Here is an 18,440-nt window from a genome sequence, read left to right on the forward strand (position 1 = left end):
TTATTGTTTTATCAATTTTCGCACCATTAAATTCGTATTTATCAGATGCACATAGTAATTACAATATACTAAAATATAAGTTCTCCTAAATACATACTGTCGCCGCTCTGCTTTCCATCTGCGGAATTGAAATTCATATAACAATGCAGCGTGTCGCCAAAAAACTCGGCCGGCAATGTCAACGGGTACGAAAGTGCATATCTGTTTGTTGCGTTTATCAGGATCAGCGCTTTGTTCTTCGAAGCGTTATACATCAGGAAGCTCGCCTGATCGGCAAACTGACAGGACGCCGTCTGTTTTTGCGCCAGCCAGCTAAACAAGACCGTGTGTACATCTGCATCCGGAGCTACAGTCGCACCCTCAGGAGTATCTACGTGTCCGCGGCTGTAAACCATTTCTGGAAAATTGAGCTGCCATTCCTCTCCCTGCTTTACAAATGCATGATCCACATTGTAGGAATAGGCCACATTTACCGGCGTTTTTATTTTTGCATAATGTTTAAAGCCAACATTCACCAGTTTATCAATGTCGCTCAGAAAACTGTTGAGCATGCCAAACTTCCGCCTTTCCTCCAGTTGCTTTTCTGTAGGCGGTTTCGTACTTGGGTTTTGCAGTCCTGTAAGTACGTTTTGACCCCGGTGCTGGCGACCAATCACTGCACCTGTTTTATTTTTGACAGGGCCAAGAAGCCCTTTTCTTAGTATACCCATAACATTATTGATTAAAACTCCCTGTGTAAATACTATTTGCCGTTTGTTTCCTGTCAGCAGCTACAAACGACATGTATGTTTCCATAGACGTACCCCTTAGACTAGAGGGAATTTCCAATACATCGCTGCCGGAAAGCCTGTTGTTCCCGAAAAGCGTATATATTACCTTACCCTTTAGCGGAAAGTAAGCCAGCATCATCACCTGATCAGTCGATTCTGACCATGGCATCTGCGGATCCGCTTCCCAGGTGTACTGCAATCCATCTGCTGTTTCAGTAACCTGCCAGTTTTCCGGCTGTTTTAAACTTCCTGCACTCAGGACTACCTTTTCAAAATCGATTGCAAGATCAGGGTAAGTACCCTTGATGATATATTTACGGTTGTATTTTACTGCGACATTAAAGGGATTAGCAGTAGTTCCCTCCGCTTCAGCGGCAAAACCGATCTGGGTAAATTCCTTGACAGATGCTAAAAATTCACTACATATTTTAGTGCTCAGCCGGGTAGTCAATTGTCCAACTGTAGGCGGTTTATCCGTAAAACCGATTTGCCGCGATACCGGCTGCCCGTTTAGCATGTAATACACGATATTACCTATCCGTCCGCGGTGACTCCCATGGGGTCCATTGTTTGCTATTGCCATAATTACTATTTATAAATGGTTAAGAGAATAACAAGCCAAACATAGAAAAGGTTTTAAATAGTTACATAATACCTTCATATTACTAACAGTATGACAACATAGTTTATATATCATTAAAATATCATTTAACTATTGTTGAACTATCCTTGCTATATCCTAATATAGTCCAACCATAGTTCAATGATATGGTAAAGATACCTTAGTTATGTTGTCTATATGTAGGTACTATGTAATCAATATGAAAGTAGTACAAGTGCGGCAACACCTTCATATATTTTAGGGCAATAAAAAAGAGGACACCTTTATCAGATGTCCTCTTTCAATATATAAGAAACTAATTTAAACCATTTCCGGCACTTCCAGCTTTAATATTTCTGAAGTATGATTTCTGACCTGATCTGTAAGTTCAGGATTTCCGCTCAAATACTGTCCGTAAGAAGGAATCATTTCTTTTAATTTCTCTTGCCATTTATCTGTTTTGATCTGACCGCTAAAGCAACGCTCCATTAAAGTAAGCATAATGGAAACCGCTGTCGATGCGCCTGGAGATGCACCCAATAAAGCAGCAATAGACCCATCAGCAGCAGTCACCACTTCAGTACCAAACTCTAATATACCACCATGTTTTTCATCCTTTTTAATGACCTGAACACGTTGCCCGGCAGTCTCCAATTCCCAGTCTTCCATTTTAGCACCTGGTAAATATTCCCTCAATGCCTCTATCCTATCCTGAGGGGATTGTCTTACCTGGTCAATCAAATATTTGGTAAGCTGTAAATTATCCAATCCCGCAGAGATCATAGGTCTGATGTTATTCACTTTAATTGATAGAGGAAGATCAAGCAATGAACCATGTTTCAGGAACCTTGTAGAGAAACCAGCATACGGACCAAAGAGCAAAGCTTTTTTTCCGTCAATCATTCGTGTATCCAGGTGAGGTACAGACATTGGAGGAGCTCCAACTGAAGCTTTACCATATACCTTTGCATTATGGCGCTCTATCACCTCTGGATTTACACATTTCAACCATTGGCCGCTAACCGGAAAACCTCCGAAGCCATTTCCTTCGGGTATATTAGCCTTTTCAAGAAGAGGCAATGATCCTCCACCGGCACCTATGAAAACAAATTTTGACTTAACTATTCTCTTCTTGCCGGTCGATTCATTTTTAACCTTTACTTCCCAAAGTCCATCCTTTTGTTTCAATTTGCGGACTTCATGATGGAAATGAAGCGATACATTTTCAAGTTTTTGAAGATGATTAAACATCATTCTTGTCAATGACCCAAAATTAACATCCGTACCCAGGGTCATTCTGGTAGCGGCGACTTTCTCATCAGGGTTTCTCCTCTCCATCACCAGCGGCATCCATTCGGCCAGTTGGTTCGGATCCTCAGAATAATTCATTCCTTTGAAAAGGTTACTTTCCTGAAGCTTGGTAAATCTTTGATGCAGGAAGTCTACATTTTCTTCACCCCATACAAAGCTGATATGTGGTATTCCTTTGATGAATTCTTCAGGATTTCCGACGATGCCTTTTTCTACCAGGAAAGTCCAGAATTGTTTAGAAACCTCAAAAGACTCTGCGATAGAAACTGCTTTTTTAGTCTCTACAGAACCGTCAGTTAGTTGCGGCGTGTAATTCAATTCGCAGAATGCCGAGTGGCCTGTCCCTGCATTGTTCCAGGCATCAGAACTTTCTGCTGCCGCCACATCCAGGCGTTCAAAAATCTCTATGCTCAGATCGGGTTGTAATTCTTTTAGCAATACTCCTAAAGTTGCGCTCATAATACCTGCGCCAATCAATATTACATCTACCTCTTTACTTGAATTACTCTTCTTTCCGGTCATTTTTGAAATTTTTTGCAAAAATACAAATCCCTAATCAAATTTTATACCCAAACTGCATCTTCTATTTAATTATATTGCGAATAATTAACATATTAATGCAATATTTATTTATAATCTAATATTTATGGGCTTATCGGTATACCCTCAAGTTGAAACATTAAGAAAACTAAGACTTTATGTGTTTAATGCGGTCAATGAATCCAGTGCAGCGCAATTGAATAAAGTTCCTTCAGGCTTTAACAACAATATCATCTGGAATGTGGCGCATCTGGTCACCGCACAGGAAGGGGTTTGCTATTTAAGGGCTAAATTACCGGCACCAACAGGTATGAATTTTTTCAATAGTTATAAACCTGGCAGCAGGCCTGAAAAAGACCTTTCTGCAGAAGATATCGATCATATTAAGGAACTATTGGCGGGATCATTAGACCGGCTCGAATCGGATCTGCAGCAGCATATTTTTACTGAATATGTGCCTTGGGTAACCAGGTATGGTGTTGAAATCAACAATATTGAGGAAGCGCTGAATTTTCTTCCCTTCCACGAAGGGATGCATATGGGATACATCGCTGCGCTGCAACGTCTGGTTTAGAATTTTCTTAGTCTAAGGAAGAAAACTATTGTTCGCTTTGTATCTGCGGAGATATTTTCTTAAAATATAAATGAATCAAAACCAGACACATACCAACCATAATCGAAAGATCTGCTGCATTAAATATTCCAGTTTGAAATATGACAATATCAATGTGGAGAAAATCGGTGACTGATCCATGAATGATCCGGTCATACAGATTTCCAATACCCCCGCCTATAATGAAGCAAATACCGGTGACGAACAGCCTGTCCAAATTGGTTTTGGTCATTAAAAAATAAAAGCCATAAGCCAACACCAGCAAAGGCATCAAAGAAAGTAAAATGAATTTGATGGCATAGGGCAATGAATCTCCTGAACTTAAAAATGCTCCGTAATTCTCAACTTTTGTGAGTGTTAGGTGATTGTCAATTACAGGAATACGCTCATGGTAACTGACTCGTTCTCTTACGATCGTCTTGGTCACCTGATCGCAGCCCGCGTTAAACATGATCAGTACTAAAATCAGCACCCTATTCAATATATGATTTGATCTCATTTGACTTTTTATGATATAAAGATAAAGTGCTGATTATATAGTAAAAGCGATTGGTTACTTAAACTGGCCTTCTTGCTTCAAAAGCTCAAAATACTTGGTTAAATCAACACCCATAGACTCTTCAAATGAAGCTTTCAGGTCCTCAGGTTGTGGGTGTTTGTTTTTCCACTTGCTGAAATACAGTTTAAAAGCTTTATCTATCTTTTCCCTTCCTGCCTGGCTTTCCAGAATGTAAAGCCACAATGCTGTTTTCACATACGATATGATTCCATATTCGTCGGATGACGCAAACTTATCTGCAGGAATCTCTATGGCGGACTTCATAGGGATGTTGCCCATCGCATTGTACAAACTATTTAAAAAATCTTTTTCAGGCAAGGCCTTAATTTCAGCTGGAATGTGATCACCGAATATCGAATTTGCCCGGTATTTACCTGCCTCGTACCTGAATTGGAAGTAAGTATTCAAGCCTTCATCAAGCCAGGTGTGCATGCGCTCATTACTGCCCAACATACTCATAAACCAGTTGTGACCTACCTCGTGGGCGATAACGGCATCAAGAGACTCTTTCTTGGCATCCGGACTTGTAATCAACGTAATGGTCGGGTATTCCATACCACCGCTGGAGTTATTTTCCGGACCTTCTACAACCTGTACCACAGGATATTCATAATCGCCAATCCAGCCGCTGTACTTTTTTACCGCGTCTTTTGTATAGTCAATGCTGTTTACCCACAGGCTTCCTTTTTTATTGTGATAATAAGTGAATGCGTCGATTACCTTTCCCGATTCCAGTTTCACAGTATCGTACTGAATTACAAAATCTTTATCTGCAAACCAGGCAAAATCCGGCACATTGGAAATCTTGTAAGTAAGTTTCTTGGTTCCAGTTTTAGCTTTCGGCACGTAAACCGCCGGTTTTCCGTCTCTATTAGCTACGTTTTTGGCTCCCAAACTCTTATAGGTAGCAAGTTCATCTGCATTTTGCAATACCCCCGTAGCTCCTACTACATAGTTATTAGGCACTGTTATATCGACCTTAAATGAAGCGTAGTCGCTGTAGAATTCTCCCATATCCAGATATGGGAATTCGTGCCATCCGCTTTTGTCGAAAACCGCTGGTTTAGGGTACCACTGACACACCATAAATTCTCCGTCTGCAAATCCTGATCTGGAGAAGTAAGAAGGCAGCTTCACCTTAAAATCGGTAGTTATTCTCACTGAATCTCCAGGCTTTAAAGGCGAATTCAGTTTTACTTTAATGATGTCTATATATTGAGGGTTTGAATGCGGTTCAGTTGCAGCAACAGTTCCGTTTACTTTAAAATTTAGCCCTTCGATGCTTCCAAAGCTGTAATTCTTCAATTTTTTAACCCTGGATGTATCATTCTTTATCTGCTGGAAAAGCGCTGTTGATTCCTGTTTGTATGCATTTGGCCAGATGTGAAACCAGATAAAATCAAGGGTGCTTGGAGAGTTATTTTTGTAAACTATCGTTTCAAATCCTTTTAAGGATTTTTCCTGATCATTCAGGATAACGTCAATGTCATAACTGACGCTCTGCTGCCAGTAATTTTCTTGTGCAAAAACAGCTGTGCTAAAGCATAAAAATAAAATCGCAAGGTATTTCTTCATAATTCTAGTAAAAGTGTCAATAATACAAACTACTGTAATAGAAAACAAACGAACTAAATGCAGTTATCATATATGTTTATATTTTTCACCTGCAAACCAAACAGTTTTGCTTTTGTTGTATGATGTAAATCACTAATTATAAACGACATGAAGAAAGTTTCAATTTTAACACTAATTTTTATTTCGGCTATTCTTGCTTCCTGTACAGGCAATAATGACAAAGAAATAGCACATTCAAAACTGGCAACCACCGCAGATGGAAAGGATATTGGCTCTGCCAAATTCTTTCTTTTAGGTGATGGCAAGATAAAAATGGACCTTGAAATCAGTTATCCTGAAAGAGCTGACAGTACTGTTGCCGTGCATTTCCATGAACATGGAGATTGTGGAAATATGGGAGAAAATACGCATGGCCACTGGAATCCTACTAAAGAAGCTCATGGAAAATGGGGATCTGCAGCTTATCACTCCGGTGATATAGGAAACATCCAGTTAGACGCTAAAGGACATGGAACGATAACAGTAACTACGGATAGGTGGAGTGTGCAGAAAAATGATATGAAAAATATCATTGGACGAGGAATTATTGTACATGGCGGAACTGATGATTATACTACCCAGCCTACCGGAAATTCCGGACCCAGAGTTGGTTGCGGGGTAATCGTGAAAAATTAAAACATATCTTAATGCGGCTTGTTCATTTAATACATCAAAAACCTATAGAAAAATGGAAAACAGTAAAGTAAACACGGAAATCCTCAATGACCTTATCGAAATTAATAACGACAGGGTTGCAGGATATGAAAAGGCGATCGAAGAACTACATGTAGAAGACAGCGATTTGAAGTCACTGTTTGTAGAAATGATCAGACAGAGTCACAGGCATAAATCAGCATTAACAGCAGAAGTACAGGTTCTTGGAGAAGAAGCTGAAACAGGAACTACGACATCTGGGAAAATTTATCGGGCTTGGATGGATGTAAAAGCAATTTTTACAGGTCATGATAGAGAGACAGTATTAAACAACTGCGAATTTGGTGAAGACGCAGCTCAAAAAGCATATAAGATGGCTTTAGATACAGAAGGATTATCAGCTAATCTGAGGTCGCTAATTACAGAACAAAAAACTGAACTGAGAGTATCTCACGATCAGATTAAAGCACTGCGTGATGCAGTAGCGAAGTAAAGTGACATGAGGCTGCCTCAAAAAATAGAGACAGCCTCATGTATTTGAGCTCTCAAATTCGTAAACTCCTTTGATATAATTATTCAAATACCTTCCTTTTGATCTTGCAGCTCGCAGCGTAAGGTAAATGCCTTGCGGAACTTCCTTATAATAGTATACCCTGCCCGACTGAAATACTACACTCAGTATCCTATTTTCGGGATCATATTCAACACGGTCGATTACTGTTGATGGCATGATTGTAATTTTAATAGATAACACAGGAAATCAACAACTGGTTTAATTATATTTATAATTAGCATTTGGCGCACAAATTAATTGCAACCAAATGGGTTTTAAATTGTTATTATATCAGAATTAATCATAAGAAAATGAAACGATTATCAGCAATAGGGATTATTCTAGTCGCGCTATGCATCTTATTGGATTCATGCGGCAGTACTAAATTGCTGTCCTCATGGACAGCCAAAGATGTAACCATATCACAGAGCAGTAAAGTGCTAGTTATCGCCCTAATGGGCAATAAAGATAGGAAATTAAGAGAAAATGTTGAAAATTCTATAGTCGAGAACTTAAAGACCCACGGCGTGTCTGCCGGTTCGGCACTTGCAGAATATGGTCCGAAAGATTTTGAGGGTTTAGACGAGAAAGTTGCAGTTCAGAAAATAAAAGCTAAAGGATATGATGGGGCTTTTACCATCGCCCTACTCGATAAAACTAAAAGCAAAAATTATGTACCCGGAGGATTTGGTATCATGCCATATCCATATGGATTTTGGGGTTATTACAGACCTATGTATGCTAGAGTATATGAGCCAGGCTATTATCAGGTAACGAATAAGTTTATATTGGAAGCCAATTTCTTCAATCTGGTTGGAGATAAATTGGTCTACTCTGCACAGACAAAAACCATCGATCCCGATAGTCCGCAATCCCTTGCATCTGAATTCAGTAAGACATTATTTGATGACATGGTAAAAAAAGGGGTTGTAAAGTAGTGAGGAGGAAAATTCCATGAAAACATTTCCAGTTAATTTTAAAATAGGGAATATAGATTTGGATGCTATCGTAACCTCTTCTGAGGATGATCATAAATTTAAAGTAGAGATGGTCACCGGAGAGCCTGATCCGATTATACTCAGACGTCAGACAGCCGGATCATGGAATGTAGAGAACAGTGGAGGCAGGAGAATGTCTCCTTCCTGCTTTGAGGACATAGGAAAAGCTATAGATGATTACCTCAATCGTTAAAATAAGCAGAGTCAGTTAATATGACTCTGCCGAAAATTCTTTAGTATACATTTTGAGGTTCTTTTTGAGCAGACCCCTTGCCATATGAATTCTTGTTTTTACGGTGCCGATGGGAATATTTAGTTCCTCCGCAATCTCATGGTACTTAAATCCTTCGAAATATTTTATGAACGGAGTCAGGTATTCGGGCTGAAGTTTATTCATGGCGTTATTAATATCTTCCATCATAAACTTGTTCTCACCAGAATTGCGTGTGGCTCCGTTGATAAACTGAGCTGTAGGGATTTCTTCATGAGTCGACATCAAGGATCTCGTTTTGATTGTTCTCCTATACCCGTTGATAAATGTATTTTTCATGATGGTATACAACCATCCCTTGAAATTTGTCCCTTCTTTAAATTTCTGTGAATAGCGCATTGCCTTTAGCATGGTATCCTGAACTAAATCATTTGCATCCTCATAATCATGAGTAAACTTAAAAGCGAATGACTCCAGAGCATTTTGATTTGTAATTAGGTGGCGATTAAAATCAATTGTGTTCATAGTTAAGATGTTTTAGGATTTGAGTTAATTTCAATTCATATTTGAGTGATTTTAGGAATAACGAATCCTCAAAACCCATACCAAATCCCCTATAAACTACTAACAATCAACAGAATTTATAAAAAAAACGCCTTATTTATTGTATTTTTAGCTAATTGATGGAAATGAAATCCCTTTGATTTTCCTGAAAAGCTCGACTGCGTAAATATCTGTCATTCCAGAGACGAAATCCAATACACACTGTATCCTGGTGTAGACATCTTTATCATTGGTTAGAAATTGTTTTGGAATCAGTTCAACAAGTTTCTTATGGTATTTAGAGTCATTGTGCAGATAAGCTGGAATAAATTCTTCCAACAATCCACCCATGACCTTATAACCGGCAACCTCTATTTGTACTACCGACGAGTAATTGTAAATCTTTTGTATAGATATCCGCTCGATCTCTTTCATTACAGATAAAAATGGCTCATCAATCTGATCCATTAAACTTTTGTTAAAATTCCCGCTTAGTATGGACTCCTGCTCGTTATAAAATACATTAGAACACTGCCCTATTAAAGTGCTGATTGATTTGGCACGCATTAAAGTAATCTTTGCATCATCATCTTCTATGTCTGATAGCCTTGCCATCATGTTATCGTCATTACACAGCGGAAGCAAAAGAGTTTCTACTTCTTTGTACGTGAGGATTTTTAGCCGGTGTGCATCTTCCAGATCAATAATGTTGTAGCAGATATCGTCAGCAGCTTCTACAAGATACACCAGTGGGTGTCTTTTATAAGTGAGGGGTGAATCCTGTACTTTAATCAAGCCCATTTCTGAAGCAATCTTTACAAATCCGCTTTCTTCGGACTGGAAAAATCCGTACTTTTTAGTGAAAATATTTTGTTTATTATGTCCTGCCTGTGAAGAACATGGATATTTTGCGATTGCTGCTAGAGTAGCATAGGTAAGTGCAAAGCCTCCTGTCCCCTTACCGGCAAAGGGATGAGTAAGAATTCTTAAAGCATTTGCATTTCCTTCAAAATGAATCAGGTCTTCCCATTGAGCATCACTAACCTGTTTTTGATAAGCCTTTCCATCTCCGTTTGTGAAATAATAGGAAATGGCAGACTCGCCGGAATGTCCAAAAGCAGGATTCCCGAGGTCATGTGCCAGGCAGGCAGAGGCTACGATATTGCCAATTTCACACAGCAGTGGACAGCTTTCATCTATGTCAGCATCTAATGCCCTCATCTTATTATAGAAAATGGCACCTAATGAACGGCCTACACTTGCGACTTCTAAACTATGGGTTAACCTATTGTGAACGAACACACTTCCAGGAAGTGGAAATACCTGTGTTTTATTCTGCAGCCTTCTAAAAGGTGAAGAAAAAATAATTCTATCGTAATCGCGCTGAAATTCAGACCTGGCTTCTTTTTGATTTCCTATAAACCGATCTTCGTTTCCCCAACGTTTGGACGACAATAGTTTTTCCCAATTCATCATATTTACTTATAAAATAAGCACGAAAATAGGGTTTAAAAATCAAATTTTACCCTGGCACGAATTCCCCAATTGGTTACCAGTGGGTTATCCAGATACGTGAAGCGCTTAACCACATCTACGCGTAAGATCTTAAAGATGTTCCCCACACCGACGCTTCCCTCCAGATAAGGTTCTTTATTTAAAGCATTGGTTATTGAAACGCCATCCTGGTTTTTTACAAAACGCATGGCAGACTGATTGACTATCGGGTTGTTTTCATCACGTAATCCTCCGTAAAGTGCCTTAAACGACAATACTTCTCTTAATTTTAGTTCTTTTAACAATGGTACTTTATTAAAGAAAAACCCATTGAAATTATGATCAATATTGATACTGGCATAATGATCACTTACGAACTCCAGGAAGTTCATCAGGTTATAAGAATTTAGCTGGTAGGCATAGGTCTGATTGGCTCTATGTATCGACAAAAGTGGAAAAGGGACTTTGCCTATAATATATGCTCCGTCTAGTGTCAGGTCGGTATATCCTAATTGAGAAAGGTATAAACGTTTGTCTATGCTTCCCATAAAGTTATGATAGTTATATCCACCACCCAGCAAACCTTTAATACCCGCCGTATACCTCAGGTTAAAAGTCGGATATTTATCTACTATAGGTGTGCGATATACTTTTCCCTGGTAAAACTTCTCATGTGGTGCATACCTAAGCGCCAGTGTAACTTCAGAAGTGTTGATATTGTTAATTCTGTCTGTAAAGCTATTCTCAGAGTTCGAGAAATATAAAGAACCTGCGGGACTCTGGTTCCATTTACGTAAGCCCAGGCTATAGGAGAAATGATTTTCAAATTCACGGACATAATCTACCCTGTAAAAATCGTTATAGAGCATCATGTTATTTTCACCTCTTTTGAAGGAAAGCAGAAAGTTATCTTCCTGAACAAATTGTAATTCCTGACCCGGGATTTTTGTATCTCTTTGAAAACTTGCACTGACGTAGTTCTGTGGAAATGCATAGATGGATTTGTTATTCAACGAATACGTACCTTTTACAAAATACTTCCATTTCTGATCTTCAAATCCATAAGCAGCATAGGTTTCAAAAAAGTACCTCTTGCTCAGAGCCGTAGTTGTACGCCCGCCTATACGCGCTCTAAAGCCCTCAACACCATTGAAACTATAAAAAGTATTAACCGGTCCCATTTCAAATGGCCCAAAATCTTTATATCCGGCAAAAAACAACGTCACAATATCCATTGTTCTTTTGAAAGATGGTATGGTTTGCAATGTATCCAGGTTACTGTAGATCTTTGCATTTGCCGCGCTCAATGCCACAGGTCTGTTCATCGTCCAGAATTGTTCCGATTGTTTACTGGCATCCGGGACTACAACAAGTAGTGGTGCTTTATCAATAGTATCAGGCAGTGGTGTATTTATCTTGTAATCTTTAAAAGAAACGAGCCGCTCACCAGTAAATCCAGCCCCACTTTTCTTACTCAATCCAAAATCCACTAGCAGATTACTTTTGCTCAGATGATAGCGTTTATCTGCATTTTGTTCAAAATCCAGATCTGCTTCGAGCGCCCTGACGAAATTCAGATTGATGTTTTTATTTACTGTTAAAAAAGCTTTTTGAATGGCATAATTCCCATCCATCGTCACGTACAGTTTACCCTGAAATAATAGATCAGTGGTATTACGGGGCATAAACGAAAGTTCGATCAGATTCGGCTGCTGTGTCTTGATCGTATCCGAAATGTAGAATCTGTAAAAGGTTGGAGCGCCATCAGCTATAGGGCTCAACAGCTGGTTACTGACTACCGAAATATTGTTATCGTAGATATCTATATCCTGGTACATCCTGTCAAAATAGGTACTCAATCCCTGGTTATCAATAAAACGTTCATCAAAATTGACACGCTTATTGGCCAAAACAACTGTTTTAGTTTTCTCCGGATTTTTAATGTAGTAATTATCTGAAAGCTTCTCTTCCTGAAATACCGGTAAAAGATTTCTTCCACCTATTTTTGTTGAATCCTGCTGCTGAAAAAGAAATTGGTAGTTTTTAAAAACACGTTTACTCTTGAACTTATCCGAAAGGTTACTCATTGAAAAAAGCATACGCTCATATTTCTGATAGGAAACATAATCATATTGCTCTATCCTGTTTTTGGATTTATTTTCAATAACCTTACGGATCAGTTCAACTGCGGGGTTTTCCTTATTACGGTATTTCGGTTTCTTGCCTGCCCTAATTACAACTTCATTCATCTGGGTAAACTCGGATTGAAGCTGTACATTAATCACCTGAGAAACTCCGGGCTTAATATTCTTAATCTGAGTCTTATACCCTACATAGCTAAACTTAAGTGTTGTTTGCCCATTACTGATAGCGACTGTATATTTACCGTCCGCATCGGTTTGACCGCCTTTGGTGGTACCCCCTATCAAAAAGGAAACATATGGCAACCCTCCTTTTGAAGCAGCGTCTGTCACGACACCATTAACAACTATTTGCTGAGCATTTGCTTTATTTGCCCCAAACGACATTAAAACAAATATAAGCAAGATACTATAACCTATTTTCTCTGCAGAACTAAACAATTTACCCACGTGTCGATTAATATTAATTCAATGTTATAAAGCTTAAAAGAATAAGCCTGGCAAAGTTAATACTCAACATTTGAATTTTATAGTAAAAAAGTCAGGATATAGCTTTCCGACAGATGTTATGACATCTATATGAATATTGACTTCTTTCCATGGCAATTATTACGCCTGAAACAATCTGAAAAGCCGATTCCTGTTATCCGTTTATTTTTACTTAACAACTGACTTTTGATATGTCTATATGAGATTATAGCTACAATTGTTGTTTTTTTGTTAAATTTTCAAAAAAGAAGTTAGTGTATCTTGTACACTATACAATAATCATTAAATTTGTGCCGTTAATATTACCAAATACTAGTAGTCAATTCTTGGCAGAATATTTGGTAATAAAGAGTAACCCGTTCATACAGGTTTATATTTGGTTAGAAAAGGGATGTGTCCGGATGGAACAGCCCTTTCTTTTTTTAATGCCGTTTTAATCGGGCCTCATAAAACGAAGTGAAAATGCGGTGCTCGTACCTAATATAGCCCCTGCCGCTACATCCGTAGGGTAATGAACTCCCAAATACAGTCGTGAATAACTAACCGAACCTGCCCACAGGTAAGCTGGTGCAATTACATACCATTTTGGATAAGCCTGAGACAAAGCTGTTGCAGTAGTAAAGGATGTGGACGTATGCCCGGATGGAAATGAGTAATGTTTAGGCTGATATACTGCATTGATCTTTACATTGGCTAAAAAAGGTCTGGGTCTTTTTACGATTTTTTTGACCAGCATGGTCACCAATGCATTTACTGCAGAGCTGCTGGCCACATACAATGCATTCTGCCGCATCTCCTTATTGTCCCCGATTACCCCTGCAGCCAGCAAACCCGCCGGCACACCAATATTCACCCAGTCATTGTGATTGGATAGAAAAAGAAAAAAACCTGTTTTCTCCGGAGTTCTTTTCTTCGATAAATCAATAAGTATCTGATCGTCAAATCGCTGCAATGCATGCTGTGAATAGCTATTGGTTGGCAACAGTGCAAACAGACTGAACTGCATCATCAATAAAAATCTTAGTCTTTTCATAAGCCTGCTAAATATATCAAATGCTTAACGTTAATTTGGGAATCAAGTATTATTTTTTGAAAAACAGCGCTTGTTATAAGAAATTAAGAGCTGTTCTTTATTTATAAAATCGCAATTTAGAGCTAAATTATTTATGATGGAATCAGATGATATAAAAATATCCCGTAAGAAACCAATATTTCCGGTATCCTCTGCCTTACAGAAATATTTAAAGACCTACCAAAGGGATTCTAAGCTTCCGATCACTTATAATGATCTGCTGATGTTTACAGAATCTTATCCTATAATGGATAAGCATGGAAAAGACTCCCTTTGGGAAGCTCCTATATATGCTGCCGGGCAATTAGAAGAATTGCATAACGGACTCAAGATCATCTATGCAAACCTGAAAGCTTCGGGCAACTTACGTATCGTTCAGCATAAATACATTGACAGGATTGAGTACTGCACATTTGGCAATACCAATCCTTTTCGCATTCGGATAGTCAACAGATTAAATGATGTTTACGATTATTTCTATGTCAAGAAGGCTGATGCCTCCCGGATTTACGGCTTAGAGCTTGAAGAAATCTTATCTCCAAACCAGGTCAATTACCTTGTTGACAGAGAGACGTTAATTGAAGAACATATCGCTGGAATCCCCGGTGATGTTTTTTCGAAAACCTACCTGCATAACCCCGAATACAACCCAACCAGGATCGCCAAAGAATTTGTTAAGTTTAATGAAAGGTGTCTGGTGATGCTGCTTGGTGACATGAGAGCCTACAATTTTGTAGTACAGATTACCCCTGACTTTGATGACATACAATTCAGGATTCGGGCAATTGATTTTGATCAGCAGTTCTATGAAGGCAACATAAAAATATACCTCCCTCAATTCTTTAAGGAAAATTTCCCATATGTAAAGATGTGCATGGATCAGCTGACCGACAAGACTTATCTTCAATATCAGCAGGAAGAGAAATCTTCATTATTGCATAGGGTACGGAGTGAACGTCATCGACTTACCGACCTGCGGGATGTTTCTAACCAGGATGTACTCACTACTCCGGAAAATATTGAAAATCTAAAACAGGGTATGAAAGCGTACTTTAATGATGAAATGTACCTTAATTGTAAGACGATGACAGACATTATTGAACTGAATATCAAAAATATAATCAGGCAGGTCAAATTGTAATTTTTCTGGAATTAAAGCGGCAGTGTAAACCAAAACGTACTCCCCTTGCCCTCTTCACTATCCACTCCAATCTTTCCATCATGACGTTCAATGATATCTGCACTAATGTAGAGACCTAAGCCAAGTCCGGAAACCTGAAACCCTGATACATCTGCTCTAAAATACCGATCAAACAAATGTGGAAGTTTATCTTTTGGGATACCCGGTCCGTTATCCTTTACAGAAACCTTCGCTGTGTCTCCGACCTTTTCTACTATCAAGTATATTTCTCTTGAATTTGGTGCGTATTTCACTGCGTTATTCACAAAATTAACCACCACCTGATCTATACGCTGTTCATCAGCAAAGACTTCCATGTTGCGGTCTCCTTTAAAAACAAGCTCATGCCCCCCTCCTGCGCGAACGTGGCTACAACAATCGTCAATCATCTCAGACAACCGAAAACTCTTTTTATTGAGCCCTACCTGTCCCTGATTCATACGACTCACATTAAGCAGATCTTCAACCAGCTCGCTGATCTTGCTCATGCTTTTTGTGGCCTGACCAATGAGCTTGGTGGTCATCGGTGTAGTTCCTTTATCTTTCATCCGGTCCAGTAATTGCAAAGAAGCTTTTAAGCTTGTGATCGGAGTTTTCAGTTCGTGACTTGCAATTGAAATAAAATCGTCTTTCTGTTGCTGCAAACGCTTAAATTCAGTGATATCCAGTACCGTACCCAATATGCGCTTACGTTGTCCCTGTTCGTCAAAATAAACATTGCCCTGCACACGTATCCAGTGTAGCGAATTATCTGGGTGAATGAGTCGTGCCTCGTAAAACAATTTACCTGTCTTGGCGGCTATTTTATGTCCCTCGGCACTCAAATGACGATCCCCTTCATGATATCTGGAAAGCAATTCATCTCTGGTTACACAATGATCAAATCCGAAAATCTGATTAAAGCGGTCCGATGACAATAGAACATCATTTACATAATCATAATCAAATGTCCCCATTTCGGCGGCCTCCACAGCGAGCCTGATACGTTCTTCTATATCTTCGATATTTCTACGTGCCGCTACCTTATCTGTCACGTCTATGCCTACGACCATTATCACCGTTACTGTGTCATTAATATCCTTTACAGGCTCGTACACAAAATCAATAAATAACATTTCCGGAATGCCATTTCTGACTAGCATAACCTCATGCTCATCGGCCACAAACGCAATTCCGGTGCGGATGACCTCATACATTACTGGGGCATAACTTTCGGAAGCCTCTGGAACAGCATCCCATATGGTATGATTTTCAAGCTCATCACGCCTTCTGCCCACAAGTTCCAGATAATCGTCATTTATGTCCAAGATCATCAGATCTTCAGCCCTTATCACACATATGGCAAAAGGGGCCTGCCTGATTAAACTCTTAAACCTTTGTTCACTGAGCTGCAATTCTTCATTTGAACTTGATAAATCCTCGTTTGTAGTCCTGAGTTCGTCATTGACTGTTGCCATTTGTTCATTGATGACGGCAAGGTCTTCATATAGCCTTTCCATTTCCATTTCCTGACGTTTACGCTCAGTAATATCTATACAGGAGCTAATGTATCCGGCAAAGCGGCCATCATTGTGAAATCTGGGTGGTCCTTTGGAGAGCAACCAGCGGTAATCTCCATTTTTACTTAAAATTCTAAACTCTCCTTCAAAGGGAATTCTCTGCCGAAAAGCCCCTATATAATTCTCCAGCCAACTCTCTTTTTCTTCAGGATGAATAAGGTCGGCCCATCCAAACTCCAATAGCTCTTCCATTGGCCTCCCTGTTAATTCAACCCAGGCATGATTAAAATAAACAGCATGGCTGGTTTCATCCGCCACCGCAATCATAATATCAGTTGCCTCAGCCATCGTCCGGAACCGCTCTTCGCTCTCTTCTATCCTCTTCATGGCAATGAAATCCGCCGTTTTTGCAATTACCAGATGCCTGTTTGTTTCCTTCAGCTCTTTTAAGGAATTTACCTTTTCAGTGGTCTCCGTACAAACAACAAGCACTCCGCCTATTTCTCCTCGCTCATCTCGTATAGGGCTATACGAAAAGTCAAAATAACAATCCTCCAAATAACCGTTGCGATCCATAGGAACCAGGAAATCAGGAAAACTTACCGGGTGGCCCGCCATTACATCCTCAAACATGGGACCTATGGTGGTGTCCCAAATCTCCTTATAGGTCTCAGACGCGCTTAAACCCATAGCCTGCGGATGTTTAGTCTTTCCTAAAATCGGACGAAATGCATCATTATACAATTGAATATATTGCTTTCCCCAGCAAATTAAAATGGGAGAAAGCGTACATAGCATGGTTCCCGTAAACATTTTAAGACTGGGAGGCCAGGAATCGGGGCTTCCCAGCGGAGTAACTGACCAATCGATATTTCTTATCAATTCACCAGATTCGCCACCACCACACATAAAAGCCGGGAATACTTCGTTTTGGTCGTTTAATGACATCACAAATAAATATGTTTAAAGATGACAAAAAAATATTAACAGAAAACGAATAACCTCCAGAAACATCATCTTTAATTTCATCTAAATGGCAGCACCATATGTTTCAGTTCATGAATGGTTTATTAAAGAAATTGTAAGTAACTTAGTATCAACTAAATTACAACCAAATATTCACCACTAAAACAAACGTTATGAACAAAATCTTAATTTCCGGCATTGTCGGCGGAGTAGTCTTCTTCTTACTGGGTTGGCTGGTCTATGGTATCATCATGATGGATTTTATGTCTGCAAATGCCGGACCTGCAGCATCAATGCAAAAACAAGTACCGGACATGTTCCATCTTGTAATAGCAAATCTGGCCTGGGGATTTCTGTACGCTATTGTTCTTGGAAAATGGAGCTCCGGACTTAGTATTGCTCAGGGTGCGATGCGCGGAGCGTTACTAGCGCTTATGGTTGCCTTATTCATCGACTTAACTTTGTATGCAACTACCACCATGTTTACCATGGAGTGCATTTTAGCAGATATTGTAGCGATGACTGTAATTGGTGCAATCGGAGGCGCAGCAGTAACATGGGTATTGAGAATGAAAAAAAGCGAGGCTTAATAAAGCAAAAAGGGACCAACAACAGCAGCTGTGTTTGTCCCT

The 18,440-nt window shown here is 39.3% G+C and carries 18 protein-coding genes; 7 read left to right on the forward strand and 11 right to left on the reverse strand.

The window, feature by feature from the left end; translation table 11 throughout:
- Positions 1-68 precede the first annotated feature (68 nt).
- The 3 genes from FA047_RS05925 to FA047_RS05935 all read right to left on the reverse strand — a co-directional run bounded on the left by FA047_RS05925 (position 69) and on the right by FA047_RS05935 (position 3,222).
- Entirely contained in the window at positions 69-710 is a 642-nt protein-coding gene (locus FA047_RS05925; RefSeq protein WP_136835029.1) for a DUF6266 family protein, read from the reverse strand.
- 4 nt (positions 711-714) lie between these two features.
- Entirely contained in the window at positions 715-1,353 is a 639-nt protein-coding gene (locus FA047_RS05930; protein WP_136835030.1) for a DUF6266 family protein, read from the reverse strand.
- Positions 1,354-1,692: 339 nt separating this feature from the next.
- On the reverse strand, positions 1,693-3,222 hold the full coding sequence (locus FA047_RS05935) for a malate:quinone oxidoreductase (RefSeq protein WP_262709970.1): 1,530 nt from the start codon (positions 3,220-3,222) through the stop codon (positions 1,693-1,695).
- Between the two features lie 106 nt (positions 3,223-3,328).
- Here FA047_RS05935 and FA047_RS05940 point away from each other — a divergent pair, with 106 nt between their 5' ends.
- Positions 3,329-3,796, forward strand: a complete 468-nt coding sequence (locus FA047_RS05940) for a DinB family protein (protein ID WP_136835032.1) — start codon at positions 3,329-3,331, stop codon at positions 3,794-3,796.
- 25 nt (positions 3,797-3,821) lie between these two features.
- On the opposite strand, the gene lspA is transcribed toward FA047_RS05940, so the two are convergent.
- Together lspA and FA047_RS05950 are read right to left on the reverse strand one after the other, a co-directional pair.
- Positions 3,822-4,334, reverse strand: coding sequence for a signal peptidase II (gene lspA / locus FA047_RS05945; protein ID WP_136835033.1), 513 nt, complete (start codon positions 4,332-4,334; stop codon positions 3,822-3,824).
- A 54-nt stretch (positions 4,335-4,388) separates the two neighbouring features.
- Positions 4,389-5,969 carry a M1 family metallopeptidase gene (locus FA047_RS05950; protein WP_136835034.1) on the reverse strand — a complete coding sequence of 527 codons (1,581 nt, stop codon included), beginning with the start codon at positions 5,967-5,969 and terminating at the stop codon, positions 4,389-4,391.
- Between the two features lie 147 nt (positions 5,970-6,116).
- On the opposite strand from FA047_RS05950, the gene FA047_RS05955 reads away from it, so the two are divergent.
- A complete protein-coding gene (locus tag FA047_RS05955) occupies positions 6,117-6,644 on the forward strand; it encodes a superoxide dismutase family protein (protein WP_136835035.1) in 528 nt (175 codons plus the stop codon).
- 52 nt (positions 6,645-6,696) lie between these two features.
- Positions 6,697-7,155, forward strand: a complete 459-nt coding sequence (locus tag FA047_RS05960; protein WP_136835036.1) for a ferritin-like domain-containing protein — start codon at positions 6,697-6,699, stop codon at positions 7,153-7,155.
- A 36-nt stretch (positions 7,156-7,191) separates the two neighbouring features.
- On the opposite strand, the gene FA047_RS05965 is transcribed toward FA047_RS05960, so the two are convergent.
- Positions 7,192-7,392 (reverse strand): KTSC domain-containing protein, encoded by a 201-nt coding sequence (locus FA047_RS05965; RefSeq protein ID WP_136835037.1) that lies wholly within the window; start codon positions 7,390-7,392, stop codon positions 7,192-7,194.
- Positions 7,393-7,526: 134 nt separating this feature from the next.
- On the opposite strand from FA047_RS05965, the gene FA047_RS05970 reads away from it, so the two are divergent.
- Together FA047_RS05970 and FA047_RS05975 are read left to right on the forward strand one after the other, a co-directional pair.
- Positions 7,527-8,153, forward strand: a complete 627-nt coding sequence (locus tag FA047_RS05970) for a hypothetical protein (RefSeq protein WP_136835038.1) — start codon at positions 7,527-7,529, stop codon at positions 8,151-8,153.
- 16 nt (positions 8,154-8,169) lie between these two features.
- Positions 8,170-8,406: a hypothetical protein gene (locus tag FA047_RS05975; protein WP_136835039.1), complete on the forward strand. Its 237-nt coding sequence runs from the start codon at positions 8,170-8,172 to the stop codon at positions 8,404-8,406.
- 15 nt (positions 8,407-8,421) lie between these two features.
- On the opposite strand, the gene FA047_RS05980 is transcribed toward FA047_RS05975, so the two are convergent.
- From FA047_RS05980 to FA047_RS05995, 4 genes are all read right to left on the reverse strand, one after another.
- Positions 8,422-8,949: a sigma-70 family RNA polymerase sigma factor gene (locus FA047_RS05980; protein WP_136835040.1), complete on the reverse strand. Its 528-nt coding sequence runs from the start codon at positions 8,947-8,949 to the stop codon at positions 8,422-8,424.
- Between the two features lie 147 nt (positions 8,950-9,096).
- A complete protein-coding gene (locus tag FA047_RS05985; protein WP_205943264.1) occupies positions 9,097-10,440 on the reverse strand; it encodes a deoxyguanosinetriphosphate triphosphohydrolase in 1,344 nt (447 codons plus the stop codon).
- Between the two features lie 35 nt (positions 10,441-10,475).
- A complete protein-coding gene (locus FA047_RS05990; RefSeq protein WP_136835042.1) occupies positions 10,476-12,989 on the reverse strand; it encodes a DUF5686 and carboxypeptidase-like regulatory domain-containing protein in 2,514 nt (837 codons plus the stop codon).
- Positions 12,990-13,524: 535 nt separating this feature from the next.
- Positions 13,525-14,124 (reverse strand): phosphatase PAP2 family protein, encoded by a 600-nt coding sequence (locus FA047_RS05995; protein WP_205943244.1) that lies wholly within the window; start codon positions 14,122-14,124, stop codon positions 13,525-13,527.
- Between the two features lie 136 nt (positions 14,125-14,260).
- On the opposite strand from FA047_RS05995, the gene FA047_RS06000 reads away from it, so the two are divergent.
- Positions 14,261-15,304 (forward strand): hypothetical protein, encoded by a 1,044-nt coding sequence (locus FA047_RS06000; RefSeq protein ID WP_136835168.1) that lies wholly within the window; start codon positions 14,261-14,263, stop codon positions 15,302-15,304.
- A gap of 11 nt (positions 15,305-15,315) precedes the next feature.
- Here FA047_RS06000 and FA047_RS06005 read toward each other — a convergent pair whose 3' ends face one another.
- Entirely contained in the window at positions 15,316-17,790 is a 2,475-nt protein-coding gene (locus FA047_RS06005) for a PAS domain S-box protein (RefSeq protein WP_136835043.1), read from the reverse strand.
- Positions 17,791-17,981: 191 nt separating this feature from the next.
- Between FA047_RS06005 and FA047_RS06010 the strand changes: the two genes are divergently transcribed.
- Complete coding sequence (locus tag FA047_RS06010; protein WP_136835044.1) at positions 17,982-18,398, forward strand: hypothetical protein; 417 nt, start codon at positions 17,982-17,984, stop codon at positions 18,396-18,398.
- Positions 18,399-18,440: the final 42 nt, after the last annotated feature.

This window comes from Pedobacter frigoris (genome assembly GCF_005116445.1).
Classification (GTDB): domain Bacteria; phylum Bacteroidota; class Bacteroidia; order Sphingobacteriales; family Sphingobacteriaceae; genus Pedobacter; species Pedobacter frigoris.